This window comes from Pseudomonas sp. MDT1-17 (assembly GCF_054898105.1).
This window is the reverse complement of record NZ_JBUBVM010000001.1, coordinates 3,401,520-3,421,017: the sequence shown is the minus strand read 5'-3', so window position 1 is coordinate 3,421,017 and position 19,498 is coordinate 3,401,520. Positions and strand designations below refer to the sequence as shown.

General features: G+C 59.9%; 19 protein-coding genes. 16 read left to right on the top strand and 3 right to left on the bottom strand.

Annotated elements, in window-relative coordinates:
- Position 1 precedes the first annotated feature (1 nt).
- The 10 genes from ACYZTX_RS15820 to ACYZTX_RS15775 all read left to right on the top strand — a co-directional run bounded on the left by ACYZTX_RS15820 (position 2) and on the right by ACYZTX_RS15775 (position 8,444).
- A complete protein-coding gene (locus tag ACYZTX_RS15820; RefSeq protein ID WP_462034850.1) occupies positions 2-991 on the top strand; it encodes an acyl-CoA dehydrogenase in 990 nt (329 codons plus the stop codon).
- Positions 988-1,746: a PIG-L deacetylase family protein gene (locus ACYZTX_RS15815; RefSeq protein ID WP_462034849.1), complete on the top strand. Its 759-nt coding sequence runs from the start codon at positions 988-990 to the stop codon at positions 1,744-1,746. The genes ACYZTX_RS15820 and ACYZTX_RS15815 overlap by 4 nt, the downstream gene beginning before the upstream one ends.
- The gene (locus ACYZTX_RS15810; protein WP_462034848.1) at positions 1,743-2,342 is read left to right on the top strand and encodes an SAM-dependent methyltransferase; all 600 of its coding nucleotides are present in this window, start codon (positions 1,743-1,745) and stop codon (positions 2,340-2,342) included. The genes ACYZTX_RS15815 and ACYZTX_RS15810 overlap by 4 nt, the downstream gene beginning before the upstream one ends.
- Positions 2,339-2,998 carry a glycosyltransferase family 2 protein gene (locus tag ACYZTX_RS15805; RefSeq protein WP_462034847.1) on the top strand — a complete coding sequence of 220 codons (660 nt, stop codon included), beginning with the start codon at positions 2,339-2,341 and terminating at the stop codon, positions 2,996-2,998. The genes ACYZTX_RS15810 and ACYZTX_RS15805 overlap by 4 nt, the downstream gene beginning before the upstream one ends.
- Positions 2,999-3,118: 120 nt before the next feature.
- A complete protein-coding gene (locus tag ACYZTX_RS15800; protein ID WP_462034846.1) occupies positions 3,119-3,877 on the top strand; it encodes a PIG-L deacetylase family protein in 759 nt (252 codons plus the stop codon).
- Between the two features lie 170 nt (positions 3,878-4,047).
- Positions 4,048-4,848, top strand: a complete 801-nt coding sequence (locus tag ACYZTX_RS15795; protein WP_462034845.1) for an endonuclease/exonuclease/phosphatase family protein — start codon at positions 4,048-4,050, stop codon at positions 4,846-4,848.
- Positions 4,849-5,277: 429 nt separating this feature from the next.
- A complete protein-coding gene (locus tag ACYZTX_RS15790; RefSeq protein ID WP_462034844.1) occupies positions 5,278-6,351 on the top strand; it encodes an autotransporter domain-containing protein in 1,074 nt (357 codons plus the stop codon).
- Positions 6,352-6,594: 243 nt separating this feature from the next.
- Positions 6,595-7,119, top strand: coding sequence for a tetratricopeptide repeat protein (locus ACYZTX_RS15785; RefSeq protein ID WP_462037053.1), 525 nt, complete (start codon positions 6,595-6,597; stop codon positions 7,117-7,119).
- A 93-nt stretch (positions 7,120-7,212) separates the two neighbouring features.
- Positions 7,213-7,671, top strand: a complete 459-nt coding sequence (locus ACYZTX_RS15780; RefSeq protein ID WP_462037052.1) for a sigma-70 family RNA polymerase sigma factor — start codon at positions 7,213-7,215, stop codon at positions 7,669-7,671.
- Positions 7,668-8,444 (top strand): anti-sigma factor family protein, encoded by a 777-nt coding sequence (locus ACYZTX_RS15775; RefSeq protein WP_462034843.1) that lies wholly within the window; start codon positions 7,668-7,670, stop codon positions 8,442-8,444. The genes ACYZTX_RS15780 and ACYZTX_RS15775 overlap by 4 nt, the downstream gene beginning before the upstream one ends.
- A 143-nt stretch (positions 8,445-8,587) precedes the next feature.
- Here ACYZTX_RS15775 and ACYZTX_RS15770 read toward each other — a convergent pair whose 3' ends face one another.
- Entirely contained in the window at positions 8,588-9,889 is a 1,302-nt protein-coding gene (locus ACYZTX_RS15770) for an ATP-binding protein (protein WP_462034842.1), read from the bottom strand.
- A gap of 4 nt (positions 9,890-9,893) precedes the next feature.
- The gene (locus ACYZTX_RS15765; RefSeq protein WP_449643681.1) at positions 9,894-10,595 is read right to left on the bottom strand and encodes a response regulator; all 702 of its coding nucleotides are present in this window, start codon (positions 10,593-10,595) and stop codon (positions 9,894-9,896) included.
- A gap of 294 nt (positions 10,596-10,889) precedes the next feature.
- On the opposite strand from ACYZTX_RS15765, the gene ACYZTX_RS15760 reads away from it, so the two are divergent.
- From ACYZTX_RS15760 to ACYZTX_RS15745, 4 genes are all read left to right on the top strand, one after another.
- Positions 10,890-12,047 carry an efflux RND transporter periplasmic adaptor subunit gene (locus ACYZTX_RS15760; protein WP_462034841.1) on the top strand — a complete coding sequence of 386 codons (1,158 nt, stop codon included), beginning with the start codon at positions 10,890-10,892 and terminating at the stop codon, positions 12,045-12,047.
- Positions 12,048-12,062: 15 nt separating this feature from the next.
- The gene (locus ACYZTX_RS15755) at positions 12,063-15,161 is read left to right on the top strand and encodes a multidrug efflux RND transporter permease subunit (protein ID WP_462034840.1); all 3,099 of its coding nucleotides are present in this window, start codon (positions 12,063-12,065) and stop codon (positions 15,159-15,161) included.
- Between the two features lie 190 nt (positions 15,162-15,351).
- A complete protein-coding gene (locus tag ACYZTX_RS15750; RefSeq protein ID WP_462034839.1) occupies positions 15,352-15,993 on the top strand; it encodes a DUF1345 domain-containing protein in 642 nt (213 codons plus the stop codon).
- Between the two features lie 535 nt (positions 15,994-16,528).
- Positions 16,529-16,987 (top strand): hypothetical protein, encoded by a 459-nt coding sequence (locus ACYZTX_RS15745; protein ID WP_462034838.1) that lies wholly within the window; start codon positions 16,529-16,531, stop codon positions 16,985-16,987.
- Positions 16,988-17,043: 56 nt separating this feature from the next.
- Here the strand turns inward: ACYZTX_RS15745 and ACYZTX_RS15740 are convergent, their stop codons facing one another.
- Positions 17,044-17,475, bottom strand: a complete 432-nt coding sequence (locus tag ACYZTX_RS15740; protein WP_462034837.1) for an autotransporter outer membrane beta-barrel domain-containing protein — start codon at positions 17,473-17,475, stop codon at positions 17,044-17,046.
- Positions 17,476-17,546: 71 nt separating this feature from the next.
- Between ACYZTX_RS15740 and tnpB the strand changes: the two genes are divergently transcribed.
- Entirely contained in the window at positions 17,547-17,906 is a 360-nt protein-coding gene (tnpB, locus tag ACYZTX_RS15735) for an IS66 family insertion sequence element accessory protein TnpB (RefSeq protein WP_412041168.1), read from the top strand.
- Positions 17,907-17,923: 17 nt separating this feature from the next.
- Positions 17,924-19,477 carry an IS66 family transposase gene (gene tnpC / locus ACYZTX_RS15730; protein ID WP_462033115.1) on the top strand — a complete coding sequence of 518 codons (1,554 nt, stop codon included), beginning with the start codon at positions 17,924-17,926 and terminating at the stop codon, positions 19,475-19,477.
- Positions 19,478-19,498: the final 21 nt, after the last annotated feature.

Genomic DNA, 19,498 nt, shown 5'->3' with positions numbered 1-19,498 from the left:
AATGGACCTTCAGGGATTTCTCCAACGTCAGCCAGCGGATTACGCCGACACTCAGGCGTTAGGCCGGTGCCTGCGCGCGCTGGTCGAGGCGGGTCTCGATCAGCTTCCGCTGCCCGGCGGTGGCCAGACACTGGAGCGATTTCAGCGTCTGGCCGAGGTCGGCGGACATGATCTGGGGTTGTGCAAGTTGTACGAGGGGCATACCGACGCCTTGGCGATCATCCAGCAACTCGGCGGTTCGCCGACGCCTTCCAGCACGTGGGGCATGTGGGCGGCAGAACCCCCGCAGGCGCGAGTGCGGGTCAGCCCGCAGGGGCAGATGGTGGCGTTGAATGGGCGCAAGGCCTGGTGTTCAGGTGCTGCGGTGCTGAGTCACGCCTTGCTCACGGCGTGGGATGAACACGACCGGCAACAACTGGTCGCGGTGGCACTGGACCAACCCGGCGTGACGGTCACTGATCAGGGCTGGCAAGCCGTGGGCATGAGCGCCACCGCCAGCGTCGAGGTGCTGTTCGAAGGCGCTGAGGCGCAAGCCATCGGCGACCCCGGCGACTACCTGCAACGGCCAGGCTTCTGGCAAGGCGGGATCGGCATTGCCGCTTGCTGGTACGGCGCTGCGCAAAGCATCGCCGAGCGCCTGCGCCGTCACTGCGCACGCAGTGAAGAACCCCATGCCCTCGCGCACCTGGGTGCGGTCGACAGTGCGTTGCATGCCGCCGCCCAAGTGTTGCGTACCAGCGCATTGACCATCGACGCCGCGCCACTGGATGACGCCGAACGTTTGGCCCGCCGCGCCCGGGCGGTGGTTGAACACGTCGCTGAACAGGTCGTCCAGCATGTCGGCCACGCGCTCGGTGCCGGCCCCTATTGCAAGGACAGACAGTTCGCCCGACTGATCGCTGACCTGCCGGTATTCCTGCGGCAAAGCCACGCCGAACGGGATCTCGCCGCGCTTGGGCAGCAGGTTCTGACGGAGACATGGCAGTTATGAAAACCAACCCCATTGTCGGCCAGGGAACGCCGCTGCATTTATGGCAAACCTCACACCATCTGGCGCAGTTGCCCGTGACCGACATCCTGACTCTAGTGCCGCAAAGCTCACGTGCAGTGATCATCGCCCCCCATCCAGACGACGAAGTCCTGGGTTGCGGCGGCTTCCTGCAATTACTCGCTGCGGCTGGCCGGCCGCTGCAACTGATCTCCGTCACTGATGGCAGCGCCAGCCATCCCGGTTCCGAGCGCTGGCCAGTGGAACGCCTGAGTGTGGTCCGCCCGCAGGAGTCGGCCCAGGCCCTGCGTCGTCTCGGCCTGCCGCTGCACAGCCTGAAATGGCTGCGCGGTGGTTTCGCCGACAGTCAGGTGGCGGCACGGGAAGCCGAGTTGTGTGAGTTCATCGAACGTCATCTGCGGCCCAACGATGTGGTCTTCACCACGTGGCGCGAAGACGGCCATTGCGATCACGAGGCTGTAGGACGTGCCAGTGCCGAGGCGGCAAAACGGGTGGGTGCGACGCTGCATGAGCTGCCCGTCTGGACCTGGCACTGGGCAACCCCTGAAGACAGTTTCGTGCCTTGGCACCGGGCTCGAAAGATTCTGTTGACCCCAGCCCTGGTGGCGCGCAAACGGCACGCCATTCATGCCTTCGCCAGCCAACTGGAGGGTGACCCGCACATCAGCTTGCCACCGGTGCTGGCGCCCTATGTTTTGGACCGGTTACTGCAACCGTTTGAAGTGGTGTTTCTATGAGCGTCGAGGATCGCTATTTCGACGGTTTGTTCGCCGGCAACGACGATCCCTGGGCTTTCCGTCAACGCTGGTACGAACAGCGCAAACGCGCCATAACGCTGGCCGCATTGCCCCGGCCGCACTACCGCGCGATCTTCGAGCCGGGTTGCGCCAATGGGGAATTGAGCGCTGATCTGGCCACACGCTGCGATCGCCTGTTGTGTTGCGACACAGCAGCCGCCGCCGTGGCGCTGGCTCGCACTCGCCTGAGCGTGTTCGACCACACCGAAGTTCGCCAAAGCCGCTTGCCGGGCGATTGGCCGAGCGAGCAATTCGACCTGATTGTGCTCAGCGAAGTCGGCTATTACCTGGACGCCGAAGACCTCAGGCGCCTGATCGAACACGCCACCCGGTCACTGACCGCCGACGGCCAGCTCCTGGCCTGCCACTGGCGCCCACCGATCGAGGGCTGCCCGCTGAATGCCCGACAGGTCCATGACTTACTCCACGAACAGTTGCACTTGCCGCGCCTGATACTGCATCAGGAGGCCGATTTCCTGTTGGAACTCTGGAGCCGGGAACCGCGCTCCGTGGCCGCTCTGGAGGGCTTGCGATGATTGGCATTTTGATCCCGGCGCATAACGAAGAAGCGTTGATCGAAGCGTGCATACGGGCCGCCCTGCGCGCCGCGTGCCATGAACGGCTGGAGGGTGAAACGGTCCTGGTGCTGGTGGTGCTCGACAGTTGCACTGACCGATCCTCAGAGATCGTTGACTGTTATCCGGTGCATAGCCTGGCGATCGAGGCGCGTAACGTCGGCCAGGCACGCGCCGCTGGCGCACGGTTTCTACTGGATCGGGGGGTGCGCTGGATTTCCTGCTCCGATGCCGACAGCCGGGTCGCCAAGGATTGGCTGGTGGCGCAACTGGACCTTGGCGCTGACGCGGTGTGCGGCACGGTGACGGTCGATCAGTGGAACGCGGCCTTCGATGAGTCGGCGCAAATTCGCTATCACCAGCATTATCAGGCCCGCGATGGCCACCGGCATATCCACGGTGCCAACCTGGGCATCAGCGCCGAGGCTTACCGGCGTGCCGGTGGTTTCGAGCCGCTGGCCAGCGACGAGGATGTGCAGCTGGTGCGGCAACTCGAACGCTGCGGGGCGAAGATTGCCTGGAGCCAACGTCCACAGGTACTCACCAGTGCCAGACTGGACAGCCGTGCTCGGGGGGGATTTGGCGATTTCCTGCGAGACATGGTGCAAACCGGATAAAAAAACTACCGGATGGAACATCGAGGCGACGAATAGCCTTACATGAGCAATACTCTGCTCGCGGCAATCCAGGGTTTGGAGCGCTGCACATTGCTATCAACGAGAACAAGGACGTAGCCCATGAAATCGGTAACCATCAACGAAAGCACCCTGCCAGCACAGATCTGGAACAGCGCCCCGCAACTGGACAACATTCCTGTCATCGGCACTCAGACCCTGGTTCCTGCCGGCGCTCGCGCTGTGGTGATAGCCCCGCATCCCGGCGATGAAGTCGTGACCTGCGGTGGTCTGCTGCAGTTGCTCAGCGCCCTGGGTCATCCCCTGCAATTGATCTCGATCACCGACGGCAGCGCCAGCCATCCGGGCTCGCAACAGTGGTCGGAAAAACGCTTGAGCGTGTTCCGCCCCCAGGAAAGCCTCGAAGCCTTGCGCCGGCTCGGGTTGCCGATGCACAGCCTGAAATGGATTCGTGGCGGCTTCACCGACAACGCCCTGGCCGAACGGGAATTTCAATTGACTCAATTCATTGCCCGCTACTTACGCCCCGGGGATGTGGTGTTCAGCACCTGGTGCGAGGATGGGAACGTCGACCATGACGCCGTCGGCCGGGCCAGCGTCAAGGCCGCGGCCATGGTCGGCGCGTCGTTCAACGAAGTACCGGTCTGGGCCTGGCACTGGCCAACCCGTGATCGAGGGCTCATCCCATGGCATCGTGCGCGCAAGGTGCGCCTGGATACCTGGACCGTCGCGCGTAAAAGCCACGCCACCCACGCCTACGCCAGCCAGCTCGACGGCGAACCGGCCATCGGCATCGCTCCGCTGCTGCCCCCGGTACTTTTGGAGCGGATGCGGTTGCCGTATGAAATTGTCTTCGTCTGAAGATCAAAAGATCGCAGCCTTCGGCAGCTCCTACAGGTGTACGCGCAACATGTAGGAGCTGCCGAAGGCTGCGATCTTTTAGCGTCACAAAGACTTACCGCAAATCGCGCTGAACTGCCCGCCCCCGTATCAGTCGCATACATAAGCAGCCCTGATTTAGAGGAGTGAACGTGACCAATGATTCCAAGTGGCAGGCCGTCGAATCCTCTCCATTGAACACGCCCCCGGCGATTCATCGACTGAGAGTGCTGACAGTCAACACTCACAAGGGTTTTACCGCACTCAACCGCCGTTTCATTCTCCCGGAACTGCGTGAAGCGGTACGCAGTACGTCGGCGGACCTGGTGTTCCTGCAGGAAGTCGTCGGTGAACACGATCGCCATTCCTCGCGCTTCAACGATTGGCCGCAGACCTCACAATACGAGTTTCTGGCCGACAGTATGTGGAGCGACTTCGCCTACGGTCGCAACGCGGTCTACCCCAACGGTCACCACGGCAATGCTCTGTTATCGAAATACCCGATCCGCGAACACCGCAACCTCGACGTCTCGATCACCGGCCCCGAACGTCGCGGTCTGCTGCATTGCGTACTGGACGTGCCGGGGCACACTGAAGTCCATGCGATCTGCGTTCACTTGAGCCTGCTGGAAAGCCATCGCCAACTGCAGCTCCAGCTACTTTGCCAACTGCTCGAATCGTTACCCGACGATGCGCCGGTGATTATCGCCGGCGACTTCAACGACTGGCAGTTGCAAGGCAACACCGCCCTTGCCCGACGCGACTACCTGCATGAAGCCTTCGAGCGCCACCACGGCCGTCCGGCGAAGACGTATCCGGCGCGCTTCCCGCTGCTGCGTCTGGATCGGATTTATCTGCGCAACGCCAGCAGTCATGAGCCACGAATACTGGGGCACAAGCCCTGGACGCATTTGTCGGATCATTTGCCGTTAGCGGTGGAAGTGCATCTGTAGCGGTTCAGCCACACGAACCGCCACGAATGATCGTTTCCAGCCTCATTATTGACAGTAACAATCTGCGAGAAACAGTCAGCAACTGGCTCATTCCGAGCCGCTTGAAGACCGACTGTCGGCTGACAAACGCCTCTGATTCGCGGGTTGCGCGATGATTTTTTGTACAAACAAGAACTTAGATAAGCGCAGAAAAACAATCGCTTGCATCGGCTAAATTAGCCGTACCGCTCATCGTTCACTTTCTTGACGCAGTGCCATCGGTCTTCTTAGCTTCACGTACTACCCCCGGAAATACCACCTGGGGCAAACCCCCAGACACCCGCAAAATCGGGCGGCCAGAGGCTTGCCCCACTACATTCGGTCGCCCCTCATTCGGGGTAGGAGAGACGCCAGAGCGAGATCCAGCATGCGATTGCAAGGTAGACCTCCATGAAAACCTCATTCACCCAACAAGAGATCAAAGTCACTTTCTGCACTGTCTCGAGCTCACTCCTTCTGTGCTCATCCATGGAAGTACAGGCAGGGCCGGCCGAAGAAGAAACCACACCCTGGTACCGTCAGGATGTTCCGGTCATGACCTTGCCCGCCGTCACGATCACCGCCCCCTACCCCGGCCATTTCAGCGCCGCTTCCGATACACGAAGTTCACGCCTGACCATCGAAGACGCCGCACCTTTGGCCTGGGATCAACTGTATGGGCAGGCTTCGCGGCAGGCGCAAACCGATGTTCTGGCTCAGGGGTTTTCTAATCCTGGCAGTAGCGAATCCAAAGGTCCGGCGATCCTGACTCTGCAAAGCGGTAGCGGTCATACCCAGCGCGTCGGACTGGTCGGTGGCATGACTCAGTTACAGGGCAACAACAACGGGCTGCTGACCAGTCGCGCCCTCGCCGACCCCGCCAATGACACCCTCAACCTGGAAGGCCAGAGCCTCGGCGCCTACTGGAGCCTGACCGGGCCCCAAGGCTGGCACGTGGACTTGACGGCCAGCGGCGGTCGGGTCAACGGCTACAGCCGTAACGACCAGGGCGCTCGGCAAGTGACCGAAGGCAGTGCGGTGACGTTGTCGGTCGAGGGTGGTTTCCCCATTGGTCTGAGCGATCACTGGGTAGTCGAACCCCAGGCGCAGTTGATCAATCAACGCATTACCCTGGACACCCCGTATGCCGGCTCCGGCAATGCCTCATCCAGCGACCTGACGTCCTGGAGCGGTCGGGTCGGTGCACGGTTGAAAGGTAGTTACGACATCAACGGCCTGGGAGTCGAACCCTATGTTCGAACCAACGTGTGGCACACGGTGTACACCGGCAATACCGTAACCCTCGATCAGGTCGACAAGATCAGCAGCAGCCGCAATTCATCGACCGTCGAAGTGGGGTTGGGGTTGGTGGCCAGAGTGACGCCCGCCGTGAGTCTTTACGTCAGCGCCGACTACAGCACTGATGTGGATGACAATGATTTGAACGGGGTGATCGGCAGTTTGGGTGTGCGGATGCGCTGGTGAAGATCCGGTTTGAAGAAATGTTTTGTCAGGGCTGACGCCATCGCGAGCAAGCTCGCGATTGGCCTCACCCCCTATCTAACTACCCCTCACCGCCACAAACTACGCAGTTGAGATTTCCTTGCAAAGACCGCTTCAAAGAAATGAATAATTGTTCACCCTGTGGTGTTCACCTCTCATCGCCCATGAGAATTGCCCATGAACAACCCAAGCCTGAACTCGCCGACACGTAACGACCGTCTGACCATGAGCCTGCATTGGCTGACCACCCCGCTGGCGCTCGCCGTCGCGTTTTCCAGCTCGCTTGCATTGGCCGACGGCGATGAAGAAGAACCGGCCAAACCCAACTGCCCCAAAGGCCAGGTCTGGGACAGCAAGCAGCAACGATGCCTGAAGCAGAGCAGCGCCCTGGTACCGGACGCCGACCGCACCGATTACGCTTATCGTCTGGTCAAGGACGGTCGCTATGAGGAAGCACTGGCCCTGCTCGATACCCTCAAACAGCCAAACACTGCCAAGGCCTTGAACTATCGCGGCTACGCCACGCGTAAACTTGGGCGCACCGACGAAGGCATCGGCTATTACCTGCAATCGGTCAAACTCAACCCGCAATACGCGCAGGTTCGTGAATACCTCGGCGAGGCTTATGTCATCAAAGGTCGACGTGATCTGGCGCAGGAACAGTTGCAACAGATCAAGTCAATCTGCGGCAACACCTGCGAGGAATACCAGGACCTGGCCGAAGCCATCAACGATTCATCGAAAACCTGACACACCGAGCAGACGGAGGTCGCCATCGCCAGCGAACATGCTATACGGGCAGAACTGAGCCAGCATCTGGCGCGACTATGGCGCTACGGCCTGCTGCTGTCCCGGCAACGGCATGTCGCCGACGACCTGGTGCAGGCGACTTGCGTGCGGGCACTCGAACGTGCTGTGCAGTTTGTTCCGGGCACTCGTATGGACCGCTGGTTGCTGAGCATTCTGCATTCGATCTGGCTCAACGAAGTCCGCGCCCGAAGGGTGCGTCATGGACAAGGGCTGGTGGATGCCGACAACGCCTTGTCGTTCGACGGTGAATACGCAGCGCAAACCCATGTCCTCGCGGCACAGGTGATCCGACGCGTCGATGCCTTGCCCGAAACCCAGCGGGAAACGGTGTTTCTCACCTACGTCGAGGGTTTGTCTTACCGCGAAGTGGCCGAAGTGCTGGACGTGCCTATTGGCACTGTCATGAGTCGCCTGGCCACTGCACGCGCGAAACTCGCCGAGTACCCGCCCTTGCACACCGTGCCGAACCCTACCGCTGGAGAACGTCGATGAACGACCACGCACGCCCGACAACACCCTCGGATGAGCAACTGGTCGCCTACCTCGACGACCAGCTCGACAGCGAACAGCGCATCCGCATCGACTCGGCCATTGCCGAGGACCCGACGCTCAACCTGCGCCTGCAGTGGCTGGCCCGCAGCAGCCTGCCGTTCAAGGAGGCCTACGATGAATTAGGTCGACAGGCGCCCGTGGACCGCTTGCAATCTATGCTCGACACCTTGCCTTCGCCTGAACGTCCGGCCATGAATCGGCGGTGGTTCCTCGCGGCGGCTGCTGGCCTGGTGGTGAGTGGCGTGTTGGCGGATCGGCTGTTTCTCGGGTGGCAGTTGAGTCAGCAAAAGGAAAACTGGCGCGGGCTGGTGGCCGACTACATGTCACTTTACGTGCCGCAAACCCTCGACCACTTGCCCAGTGACGAAGCCACTCAGCGGGCGCAACTGCGGACCATCGATGCGCGCCTGGGCCTGAATCTTGTGCCGGCGAAACTGGCCTTGCCACGGTCCGAGTTCAAGCGCGCGCAAATCCTCGAATACGACGGTGTCGCCATTGCCCAGATCACCTATCTGGATCCGGCGCACGGCCCCATGGCGCTGTGCGTCACCCGCTCCAACAGCGGCAGCCGGCATTTCGCCCATGAACGTCGGCACGGCATGAATGTTGTCTACTGGGCGGACATGGAACATGCCTGGATGCTGATCGGGCATAACCCGGCGGCGGAATTGGAGGACATGGCGAAATTGTTGAGAAGTCGGCAGAACGCGTAGCAGCTGTCGAGCCCGCGAGGCTGCGTTCGAGGACGTAGTCCTCGCAAATCCTGCATGCACGGTTTGCATGAAAGATCGCGTTAGTTGATTCACGACTGCTCCGCAGCCGAACGCAGCCTTCGGCAGCTGCTACAAAGAACGCGTCAGGCAGGGGTCGGCAACCACAACCTGAACCGTGCGCCGCCCAGTGGCGTTGCTTCAACCGTCAGCGTGCCGCCCTGAGCCTCCAGCGCCCGCCGACTGATCGCCAGCCCCAGACCAAACCCGCCCGTGGCCCGGTCCCGACTGCGATCCAGCCGATAAAACGGTTCGAAAATCCGCTCCCGCTCCTCATCCGGAATACCGATCCCATCGTCTTCGACCCAGATCTCGCATCCCTTCGAGCACACCCGCACACCAATCTGAATGCGTTTTTCGCAGTAGCGCATCGCATTGCGCAGCAGGTTCTGGAGTGCGCGGGCAGTCAGGCGTGGGTCGAGGCTGAAGCGTTCGAGCTGGCCGTGGAGCAGCACGTCGATGACGATGTCTGGCGACTCCAATTCTTCATCGACACTCCCCAGAATGCTGTCGATAAATTCATCCAGCGACACGTAGATCTGCTCTGGCAGCCGCGCCGGGTTTTGCAAACGGCTGTAGGACAACAGTTCCAGCACCAGTTCGTCGAGTTCGCGAATGTGCGCGACCAGACCTTGCAGACGCTCGCGACTGGCGGCGGGCAAATCGTCGGACAGCGCCAGCGCCAGGCCGAAATCCAGTCGTGTCAGGGGCGTGCGCAGTTCGTGAGAGACGGCATTGAGCAGGTCGCGTTGCTGGTTGAGCAGGTTTTCGATGTCGCTGGCCATGGTGTCGAAGACATTGGCCAGGCTGCCGATGTTGGAGCTTTGGGAAATCTGTGTGCGCTCGCTCAAGTGCCCCTTGCCGAAACGTTCAGCGGTACCTTTGAGGCGTTCCAGATCACGCCAGTGCGGGCGCAGCCACAGCAACAGGCAAGCAAGCATGGTCGCGCCGATCAGAACGTTGATGCTCCAATACAACAGGCTGACGTCCATCGGGTCCGGCGGCACGACCATCTCCACCACCGTCTGCCCGTTCAGCGGCGACACCGCCAGGGTGCGCCAGCCCCAGTCACCAATGCGCACGACGTTCTCGCCACGCTGCAGACGTTGCCGCTCATCATGGGTGAAATCGGCATCGTCGTTACCGGTCAAGACGATGTGCAGCGGCTGGAATTCCTTGTCCATCTCCGCAGCCAATGCCGGCCATTGTTCCTTAGGCACCGCATGAAACTGTTTGACGATGAGGGTTTGCAGCCCTCGTGAATAGTCGAGGTTGTAGGTGACGAAGCGCTCATGGAAGAGCTTGATCACCACGTCAGGCACCAGGTAGATCGCCGCGCTGTACGAAACGATCGTCACCAGGTACAGGCGAAACAGGATTCTGAACATCGCCTCAGCATTCCCACTCGGAACGGCTGAACAGGTAACCCTTGCCCCACACCGTCTTGATCTTGCGCGCCTCGCCGGCGTGGTCGTCAAACTTGCGCCGCAGCTTGGAAATCGCCACGTCCACCGAGCGGTCGGTGCCATTGAATTCGATGCCGCGCAGACGTTGCAAAATCTGGTCGCGGCTCAGCACTTCGCCGGCATGCCGAGCAAGCACCACCAGCAGGTTGTATTCACCGCTGGACAGCTCGACCAATTGCTCGCGCCAGGTCACGGTGCGCTCGGAGAGGTCGATGCACAGATTGCCCATCAGGATGCGGTCGTTGGCCGTCTGCGGTTCAGTCAGGCTGCTGCGCCGCAGCAAGGTCCGCACCCGGGCCAGCAACACGCGCGGTTCGCAGGGTTTGGTGACGTAGTCGTCGGCGCCCATTTCCAGGCCCAGCACCTGATCGTGGCTATCATCGCGGGCGGTGAGCATCAGTATCGGCAGCGTTGCCGAATCGGCGCGCAGCAAGCGGCAGACTTGCAGGCCGTCGAGCCCCGGCAGCATCAGGTCGAGGATCACCAGGTCCGGCGGATTGACCCGCGCACGCTCGCGCACAGGGTCGCCACGGCTGATCACGCTGACCGAATAGCCGTTGCGTTCCAGATAGCTGGCGATCAGTTCGGAGAGCGCGGTGTCGTCTTCGACCAGGAGGATGTTGGGCATGGGGTGTTTCCAGAAAGTGCAGTGGCGCCTGATAGACCGCAATCGCGAGCAAGCTCGCTCCCACAAGGGATCTCATGGGGACACAAATTCTGTGAACACCACCGAACCACTGTGGGAGCGAGCCTGCTCGCGATTGCGATCGATCAGGCGCAAAGGAATCAAGTCGCCAAGGATATACGCCCTCACCCGTGCCTGAGTAAAACCCTTACACAATTTCACACAGCGCCTACAAAGCTTCACCGCTACCCTCGTCGCCTCCCCGTAGGATGCCGGGGTCATTATTGGGGTATTTACATGTCAAAGAATCTGCTGGCCAGGCTCAGCCTGATTGCACTGGCGCTGACGCTGAGCGCTTGTGACAAGTCCTCGAATGCTGAAGAGGCGGCAACCCTGGCCACGGTTCGCATCGAGACCCTCTCAGCCCGGCCCCTGTCGATCACCAGCGAACTCAGCGGGCGGATTGCGGCACCACGGATTGCCGAAGTCCGTGCGCGGGTTGCCGGCGTGGTGTTGCAACGGGCCTTCCGTGAAGGCAGCGATGTAAAAAAAGGCGATGTGCTGTTCCGTATCGACCCGGCGCCGTTCAAGGCAGACCTGGACAGCGCTGAAGCGGCGCTGCGCAAGGCTGAAGCCAATGCCTTCCAGGCGAAACTACAAGAGCAGCGCTACGCGCAGTTGATCGAAGGCAACGCCATCAGCGGCCAGGATTATGACAACGCCCGGGCCAGCGTCCGGCAAACCGCCGCCGACGTCGCCGCGAACAAAGCCGCCGTGGAGCGGGCGAAACTCAACCTCGGTTACGCCACCGTCACAGCACCGATTTCCGGTCGCATCGGCCGCGCATTAGTGACCGAAGGCGCACTGGTCGGGCAGAACGAAACCACACCACTGGCGCTGATTCAGCAGCTGAACCCGATTCATGCCGACCTTACCCAATCGACCCGCGAACTCAACGACCTGCGCCGGGCGTTCCGTTCCGGCCAGTTGCAACAGGTCGGTCAGGACCAGGCCAAAGCCACGCTGATCCAGGACGACGGCAGTCTCTATCCGTTGCCCGGCAAGTTGCTGTTCGCCGACATCACCGTTGACCCGGGCACCGGCCAGATCATCCTGCGCAGCGAATTCCCCAACCCGGACCTCGACTTGCTGCCGGGCAGCTTCGTTCGCGTGCGTCTGGAGCAGGCGGTCATTCAGCAAGGCATCAGCGTGCCGCAACGGGCCATCCAGCATGACAGTGCCGGTATCGCCCACGTGTTGTTGCTCGACGCCGAACAGCGGGTCGGCCAGCAACCGGTCGAACTGGGCGCCGTACAGAACGATCGCTGGATCGTCACCAGCGGCCTCAAGCCCGGTGATCGCATCGTCACTGAAGGCCTGCAGCACGCCCGTCCCGGTGAACAGGTGCAGATCGACGACACCCCTCTTCCACTTGCCCAGGCTTCTGGTCAGTAAGCAGGACGCTTATTTATGCCGCAGTTCTTTATCGATCGCCCGGTGTTCGCCTGGGTGGTTGCCCTGTTCATCCTGTTGGCCGGCGCCTTGGCCATTCCACAGCTACCGGTTGCGCAATACCCCAACGTCGCGCCGCCGAAAGTCGAAATCTATGCCGTATATCCAGGTGCCTCGGCGCAGACCGTGGACGAAAGCGTGGTCAGCCTGATCGAGGAGGAACTCAACGGCGCTGACCACCTGCTGTATTTCGAATCCCAGAGTAGTCTCGGCAGCGCCATCATCACCGCGACGTTTCAGCCGGGCACTGATCCGGAAATGGCGCAGGTCGATGTACAAAACCGCCTGAAAGTGGTCGAGTCGCGCCTGCCTCAAGCGGTGACGCAGCAGGGTTTGCAGGTAGAGAAAGTCTCCGCCGGTTTCCTGCTGTTGATCACCCTCACGTCCAGCGACGGCAAGCTCGACGACGTGGCGCTCAGCGATTACTTGGCGCGCAACGTGATGAATGAGATCAAGCGTTTGGACGGCGTCGGCAAAGCGCAGCTGTACGGTGCCGAGCGGGCAATGCGGATCTGGATCGACCCACAGAAGCTGATCGGTTTCAACCTGACCCCGGCCGACGTCAACGCCGCCATCGTCGCGCAGAACGCTCAAGTTTCGGCGGGCAGCATCGGCGACTTGCCGACCCGCACCACCCAGGAAATCACCGCGACCATTCTGGTCAAAGGTCAGCTGTCGACCCCGGAAGAGTTCGCTGACATCGTGTTGAAGGCCAATCCCGACGGCTCTACCGTGCGCATCGGCGATGTGGCGCGGGTCGAGATCGGCAGTCAGGAATATCAGTTCTCCACCCGCCTGAACGGCAAACCGTCGACCGCCGTCAGCGTGCAGCTGGCGCCGGGCGCCAATGCCTTGAGCACCGCGACCCTGGTGCGGGCGAAGATGGACGAGCTGGCGCGCTACTTCCCGGCCGGGGTGGAATACAAGATCCCGTACGACACCTCGCCCTTCGTCAAAGTCTCGATCACCAAGGTGGTTTACACCCTCGGCGAGGCGATGTTGCTGGTGTTTGCGGTGATGTTCCTGTTCCTGCAAAACATCCGCTACACGCTGATTCCAACCCTGGTGGTGCCGGTGGCGCTGATGGGCACCTTTGCGACCATGTTGGCGCTGGGGTTCTCGATCAACGTGCTGACCATGTTCGGCATGGTGCTGGCAATCGGCATCCTGGTGGACGACGCGATTGTGGTGGTAGAGAACGTCGAGCGGATCATGGCCACCGAAGGCCTGTCGCCCAAGGAAGCGACGCGCAAGGCGATGAAGCAGATCACCGGCGCGATCATCGGCATCACGCTGGTGTTGGTCGCGGTGTTCATTCCGATGGCGTTCATGCAGGGTTCGGTCGGGGTGATTTACCGACAATTCTCGTTGTCGATGGCGACGTCGATTCTGTTCTCGGCATTCCTCGCCCTGACCTTGACTCCGGCGCTGTGCGCAACATTGCTCAAGCCGATTGCCCAGGGCGAGCATCACGAGAAACGTGGCTTCTTTGGTTGGTTCAACCGGCGTTTCGAGCAACTGACCGTGCGTTATCAGGGCTGGGTCGCCTATGCGTTGAAACGCACGGGCCGCTATCTGTTGATCTACGGTGTGCTGCTGATCGGATTGGGCGTGTGCTTCAGTCGCCTGCCCTCCTCGTTCCTGCCAGTGGAAGATCAGGGCTACACCATCACCGACGTCCAATTGCCACCGGGTGCGAGCAAGAACCGCACGGTGCAGGTGGTCGAGCAAATCGAAGCCCACAACGCCACTGAACCCGGCGTTGGCGACAGCACGGTGATTCTCGGCTTCAGTTTTTCCGGTAGCGGGCAAAACGCCGCCTTGGCGTTTACCACGCTCAAGGACTGGTCTGATCGGGGCAGCGACGACTCGGCGAGTTCGATTGCCGATCGCGCCAACATCGCATTGAGCCAGATCAAGGACGCCGTGGCGTTTGCGGTTCTGCCGCCGCCGGTGGATGGTCTCGGTACGTCCAGCGGTTTCGAATTCCGCTTGCAGGACCGTGGCGGCCTCGGCCATGCCACGTTGATGCAGGCGCGCAGCGAGTTGCTGGCGGCCGCCGAGAAAAGTCCAATCCTGATGAATGTGCGCGAAAGCGCCCTGGCTGAAGCGCCGCAGGTGCAGCTGGAAGTCGACCGCAAACAGGCCAATGCGTTGGGCGTGTCCTTTGCCGACATTGGTAACGTGCTGTCCACTGCCGTCGGTTCGGCCTACATCAACGACTTCCCCAATCAGGGGCGGATGCAGCGCGTGGTGGTCCAGGCTGAAGGCGATCAGCGCAGTCAGGTCGCCGATCTGCTGAAGATTCACGTGCGCAACAACGCCGGGAAAATGGTGCCACTGTCGGCCTTCGTCCGGGCCAAATGGACCCAGGGGCCGGCGCAATTGACGCGCTACAACGGCTACCCGGCGATCAGCATTTCCGGCGAACCGTCGCCCGGACACAGCACCGGCGAAGCCATGGCCGAAATCGAACGGCTGGTGGCGCAAGGCCCGGCGGGATTGGGCCAGGAATGGACCGGGCTGTCATTGCAGGAACGCTTGTCCGGCAGCCAGGCACCGATTCTGCTCGGGCTGTCGCTGTTGATCGTGTTCTTGTGCCTGGCGGCGCTGTATGAGAGCTGGTCGATTCCGACCTCGGTGCTGCTGGTGGTGCCGCTCGGCGTACTCGGCGCGGTACTGGCCGTGACCATGCGCGGGATGCCCAACGATGTGTTCTTCAAGGTCGGGTTGATCACCATCATCGGTCTGTCGGCGAAAAACGCGATCCTGATCATCGAGTTTGCCAAGAGCCTGTACGACGAAGGCCACGACTTGATCGACGCCACGCTGCAAGCCGCGCGCCTGCGGTTGCGGCCGATTGTCATGACGTCGCTGGCGTTCATCCTTGGCGTGGTGCCGCTGGCGATTGCGACTGGCGCGAGTTCGGCGAGCCAGCAAGCGATCGGCACCGGGGTGATTGGTGGGATGATCACGGCGACGCTGGCGGTGCTGTTTGTGCCGGTGTTTTTTGTGGTGGTGATGAAACTGGTGCGCAAGCGCCATAAGGAAATCTAACCCACAACACCTACCCCTGTGGGAGCGAGCCTGCTCGCGATAACGGTGTAACAGTCAACATGGATATTGAATGTTACGGCCTCATCGCGAGCAGGCTCGCTCCCACAAGGGTTTGCATCGACTTCAGGGTTATGGTCACAACCGACCACCCGGGCTAATGTGTTTGCATCCCCAGGCCTATCGAGTTCACATGCCCTTCCTCGCCCGCACCCACCCTCGCCTGTCCGCCGCGGCCACGCTCGGCGTCGCGGTGGGCATTCTGGCTCCGGCCGACTCGATCATCAGCAAAATACTTTTCGGCTGGAATGCCGGGGTCTGGACTTACCTGATCCTGATGCTCCGGCTCACCGCGCGCGCCAAAGCGCCGGACGTGAAGCGCATTGCCGTGGTCGAGGACGAAAACGCGGGGCTGGTGTTGTTTGTTGTGTGCATCGCCGCGATTGCCAGCCTGGCAACCATCACCTTCGAGCTGTCCGGCAGCAAGGACCTGGAAACCACTCGCAAGCTGCTGCATTACGGGTTTACCGCGTTGACGGTGATCGGTTCGTGGCTGCTGATCGGGGTGATTTTCAGCGTGCACTACGCACGGCTGTTTTACACCTGGGGCGGCAAAGACCCGGCACTGCGTTTTGCTGAAGGCCTGACAACGCCCAATTATTGGGACTTCCTGTATTTCTCGTTCACCATCAGCGCGGCGGTACAGACGTCTGATGTCGGCGTGGCGACTCGGGACTTGCGCAAAATTGTGCTGGCGCAGTCGCTGATCGGCTTTCTGTTCAACACGGCCATTCTCGGGTTCTCGATCAACATCGCGGCAGGACTGTTCAATTGATCGCAGCACAAAGGTTTTAGTCATCACCCTCGACGCGGGCGTTAAAAGAGTCGGCAATCCGACTCGCAGGTGCAGCATGAGAACTCACAACTGGATCGACCTGGCCCAGGACCCCTGACCCGCTATCTGCACTGGCGCGCCCGCTATGGCGAAGCCCCCCGCCTGCCACTGGTTCTGATCGATCCCCAATCTACGTCCGGCAACCCTCAACTCGGATTATGGAGAGCGGCCGGGCTCCAGTGGATAAACCCGGTTGCGATCACCCGCTGCGCGAAGGTATTTCAATAGAAGCATGAGCGCGCTGTTGTTATGTTCTGCCTGGCTTCCTGTCACGGTATAGCAGCGAGCGCTATCAGTGCATATCAGCAGACACCTGGGGTGATGTTTGGTCATTAATTTCACAAATGCCAGTCCTTGTAAACTGTCAACAATGACAGTTTACAACCTGTTCAAAAACGGGCTTTTATAGTTCATCCAGGATTAGGGCCGAGCATGGCCTTTGGATACCTTACTTCACGTAACGGAGACCGAAACCATGACCGCTACAATCAAACCTAACAGCTTTGCAAACGGCAACTACGTCAACGCCTCGGCTTTCGCAACTGGCAAAGAATTTCCGGAATTTATCGCTACTTCCCGACTGATCGAGAGGGTCAAAGCAGGCACCAAAATGACTGAAGCCGTGTTGATTACGGCCATTCATCGACCTGCCCCAAAAACAAAAGCAAAAAACTTGCCTGCTCGAGAGCTGTTGATTTCCATTCCCGCAAACTTCGAAACTGGCGACTATGCATTGAAAAGTCGCGATGATGTGAGTTTCAGCTTCAAAGACGAAGATAACACTATCTACGAAGGTATTTCGGGCAACATCGTGGTGGAGCCGGCCACGGGAGAAAGGGTCAAGGGCACCTTCAAAGTCAACCTCGAAATACCGGGCACTGACGAAAAGACCTTTCTTCTCAAGGGCAACTTCCAGGTGTTGAAGGCTGGATAAACTATTCTGACGCCAATAAAAAAGGGAAGCGGAAGCTTCCCTTTTTTATTAAATGTTTAGAACTTGTAATGAGCCCCCATATTGATGCCGAAGTCTTTGGTGACGTTGTCACCTTTACTGGTGTCCAGTTCAGCATGGAGTTGCCAGCGGTCATTCAATGTCCATGAGGCACCTGCCCCCACTTCGAGCCGGCTCCCCGACAGGTCATTGTTGAACTTGTTATCGTTGACTCGCACTTCGTTGTTTTTCGCAAACTCATGCACAATGGCTGCCCGAATATGCGGTTGCAGTACGCTACCATTGGACAGTGTCATACCGCGCCCCAGCGTCACGCCCACCTTGCCAAGCATGGAGTGCGTTGTGTCGGCGTCAGCCTTCAAGCCGTTATCCAGATTGAAGTCCTTACCCTCCACAGCGGCTGCTTGCCACTGAGTAAACACTTCTGCGTAATACCCGTCCTTGAAGTCGATGTGTTGTATCCGCTCCACGAACCCCACATTCCAAGCGAATAGCTGACAACGGATGCTGTACTCCCGATTTCCATCAGGAGCCCATCACCATGATGCGTCCCAATGCCAGTGTTGAAAAAGTGTACCTCTACCCCAAACCGGTGGACTTTCGAAAGTCCATCGACGGCCTGGCTGCGCTGGTCGAACTGGATATCAAAGTCGCGGTGTTTGACCCCGTGCTTTTCGTTTTTCTGAATCGCCACCGCAACCGCGTCAAGGTGTTGTATTGGGAGCGCAACGGCTTCTGCCTTTGGCTCAAGCGTCTGGAGTCCGAGCGGTTCAAAACTTCACCCGATGAACTGGATGAGGCCATCGTGCTGACGGTGCAAGAACTGAACTGGTTACTGGATGGGTTTGACCTCTGGCGCAACCGGCCGCACAAGGTTTTGACTCCAAGGTTTGTTGCCTGACGGGTATAATCCAGGGCATGCGACCATTGCCCGAAAACCTTCCTGACGATCCTGTACTGCTCAAACAGATGCTGCTTGAGAGTTACGAAGCACGCTCGCGCGAGCAGGAAGTCAAAGACGCTTACGCCACCCACATTGTTGATCTGAAAGAACAGATCAAGCTGTTGCGTGACCGTATCTTCGGGCGCAAATCCGAGCAGACGGTCGAGCCCAACACACCGCAACTGGCACTGTTCAACGAGCCCGAAAGCGAGCCGATGCCTTCAGTCGGCGACGCTGACGAAGAAGTCGTTGCTCCGACTCTACGCCGTGGTAAGCGCAAACCCTTGTCGGCTGATCTGCCGCGTATCGAAGTCATCCACGAACTGCCCGAACACGAACTGACCTGTGCCTGCGGTTGCCGCAAGCATGTGATCAGTGAAGAAACCAGCGAACAGCTGGACATCGTGCCGATGCAGATCCGCGTGATCAAACATATCCGCAAGGTTTACGGCTGCCGTGGCTGTGAAACAGCGCCGGTCACCGCCGACAAGCCCGCTCAATTAATCGAAAAGAGCATGGCCAGTCCAAGCGTGTTGGCGATGCTGCTGACCACCAAGTATGTCGATGGCTTGCCGCTGCATCGTTTTGAAACGGTGCTAAGCCGACATGGCATAGAAATCCCGCGCCAAACGCTGGCCCGCTGGATTATCCAGTGCGGCGAACATCTGCAACCGTTATTGAATCTGATGCGCGAGCGGTTGCTGGAAAGTCCGGTCATCCACTGCGATGAAACCCGCGTCCAGGTACTCAAAGAGCCGGATCGAGACCCGACCAGCCAATCCTGGATGTGGGTGCAAGCAAGCGGCCCGCCGGATCGCAAAGTCGTGCTGTTCGACTACACCTCCAGCCGTGCGCAGGACGTACCGCTGCGTCTGCTGGAAAGTTATCGCGGCTACGTCATGACCGACGATTACGCAGGCTATAACGCGCTGGCGTTGCAGCCGGGCGTGGAACGTCTGGCGTGCATGGCTCATGTACGTCGCAAGTTCGTGGAAGCACAGAAAGTGCAGCCCAAGGGCAAGACCGGGCGTGCCGATATCGGGCTGACGATGATCAACAAGCTGTATGGCATCGAGCGTGAGCTGAAAGACGTCAGCGACGAGCAGCGATTTATCGGTCGGCAGGAAAAGAGCTTGCCGATCCTCGCCCAGTTGAAAAGCTGGCTGGATAAAACGCAGTCCCAAGTGACACCGCAAAGCGTGCTGGGTAAAGCGGTTAATTATCTGGCGAGCAACTGGCTTCGGCTGGAGCGTTACGTTGAAGCTGGTTTTTTACCTATCGACAACAACGCGGCGGAGCGTGCAATAAAGCCGTTTGTGATTGGGCGCAAGGCCTGGCTGTTCAGCGATACACCCAAAGGCGCCACCGCCAGTGCGCAGATCTATAGCTTGGTCGAGACCGCCAAAGTCAACGGCCAAGAGCCCTATACGTGGCTGCGCCACGTACTTGAGCGCTTGCCGCATGCCTCGTCGGTGGAAGACTACGAAGCCTTGCTGCCGTGGAACTGCTCACCGGAAATGCCACGGTAAACGAGAGGCCCACCTGGCGAT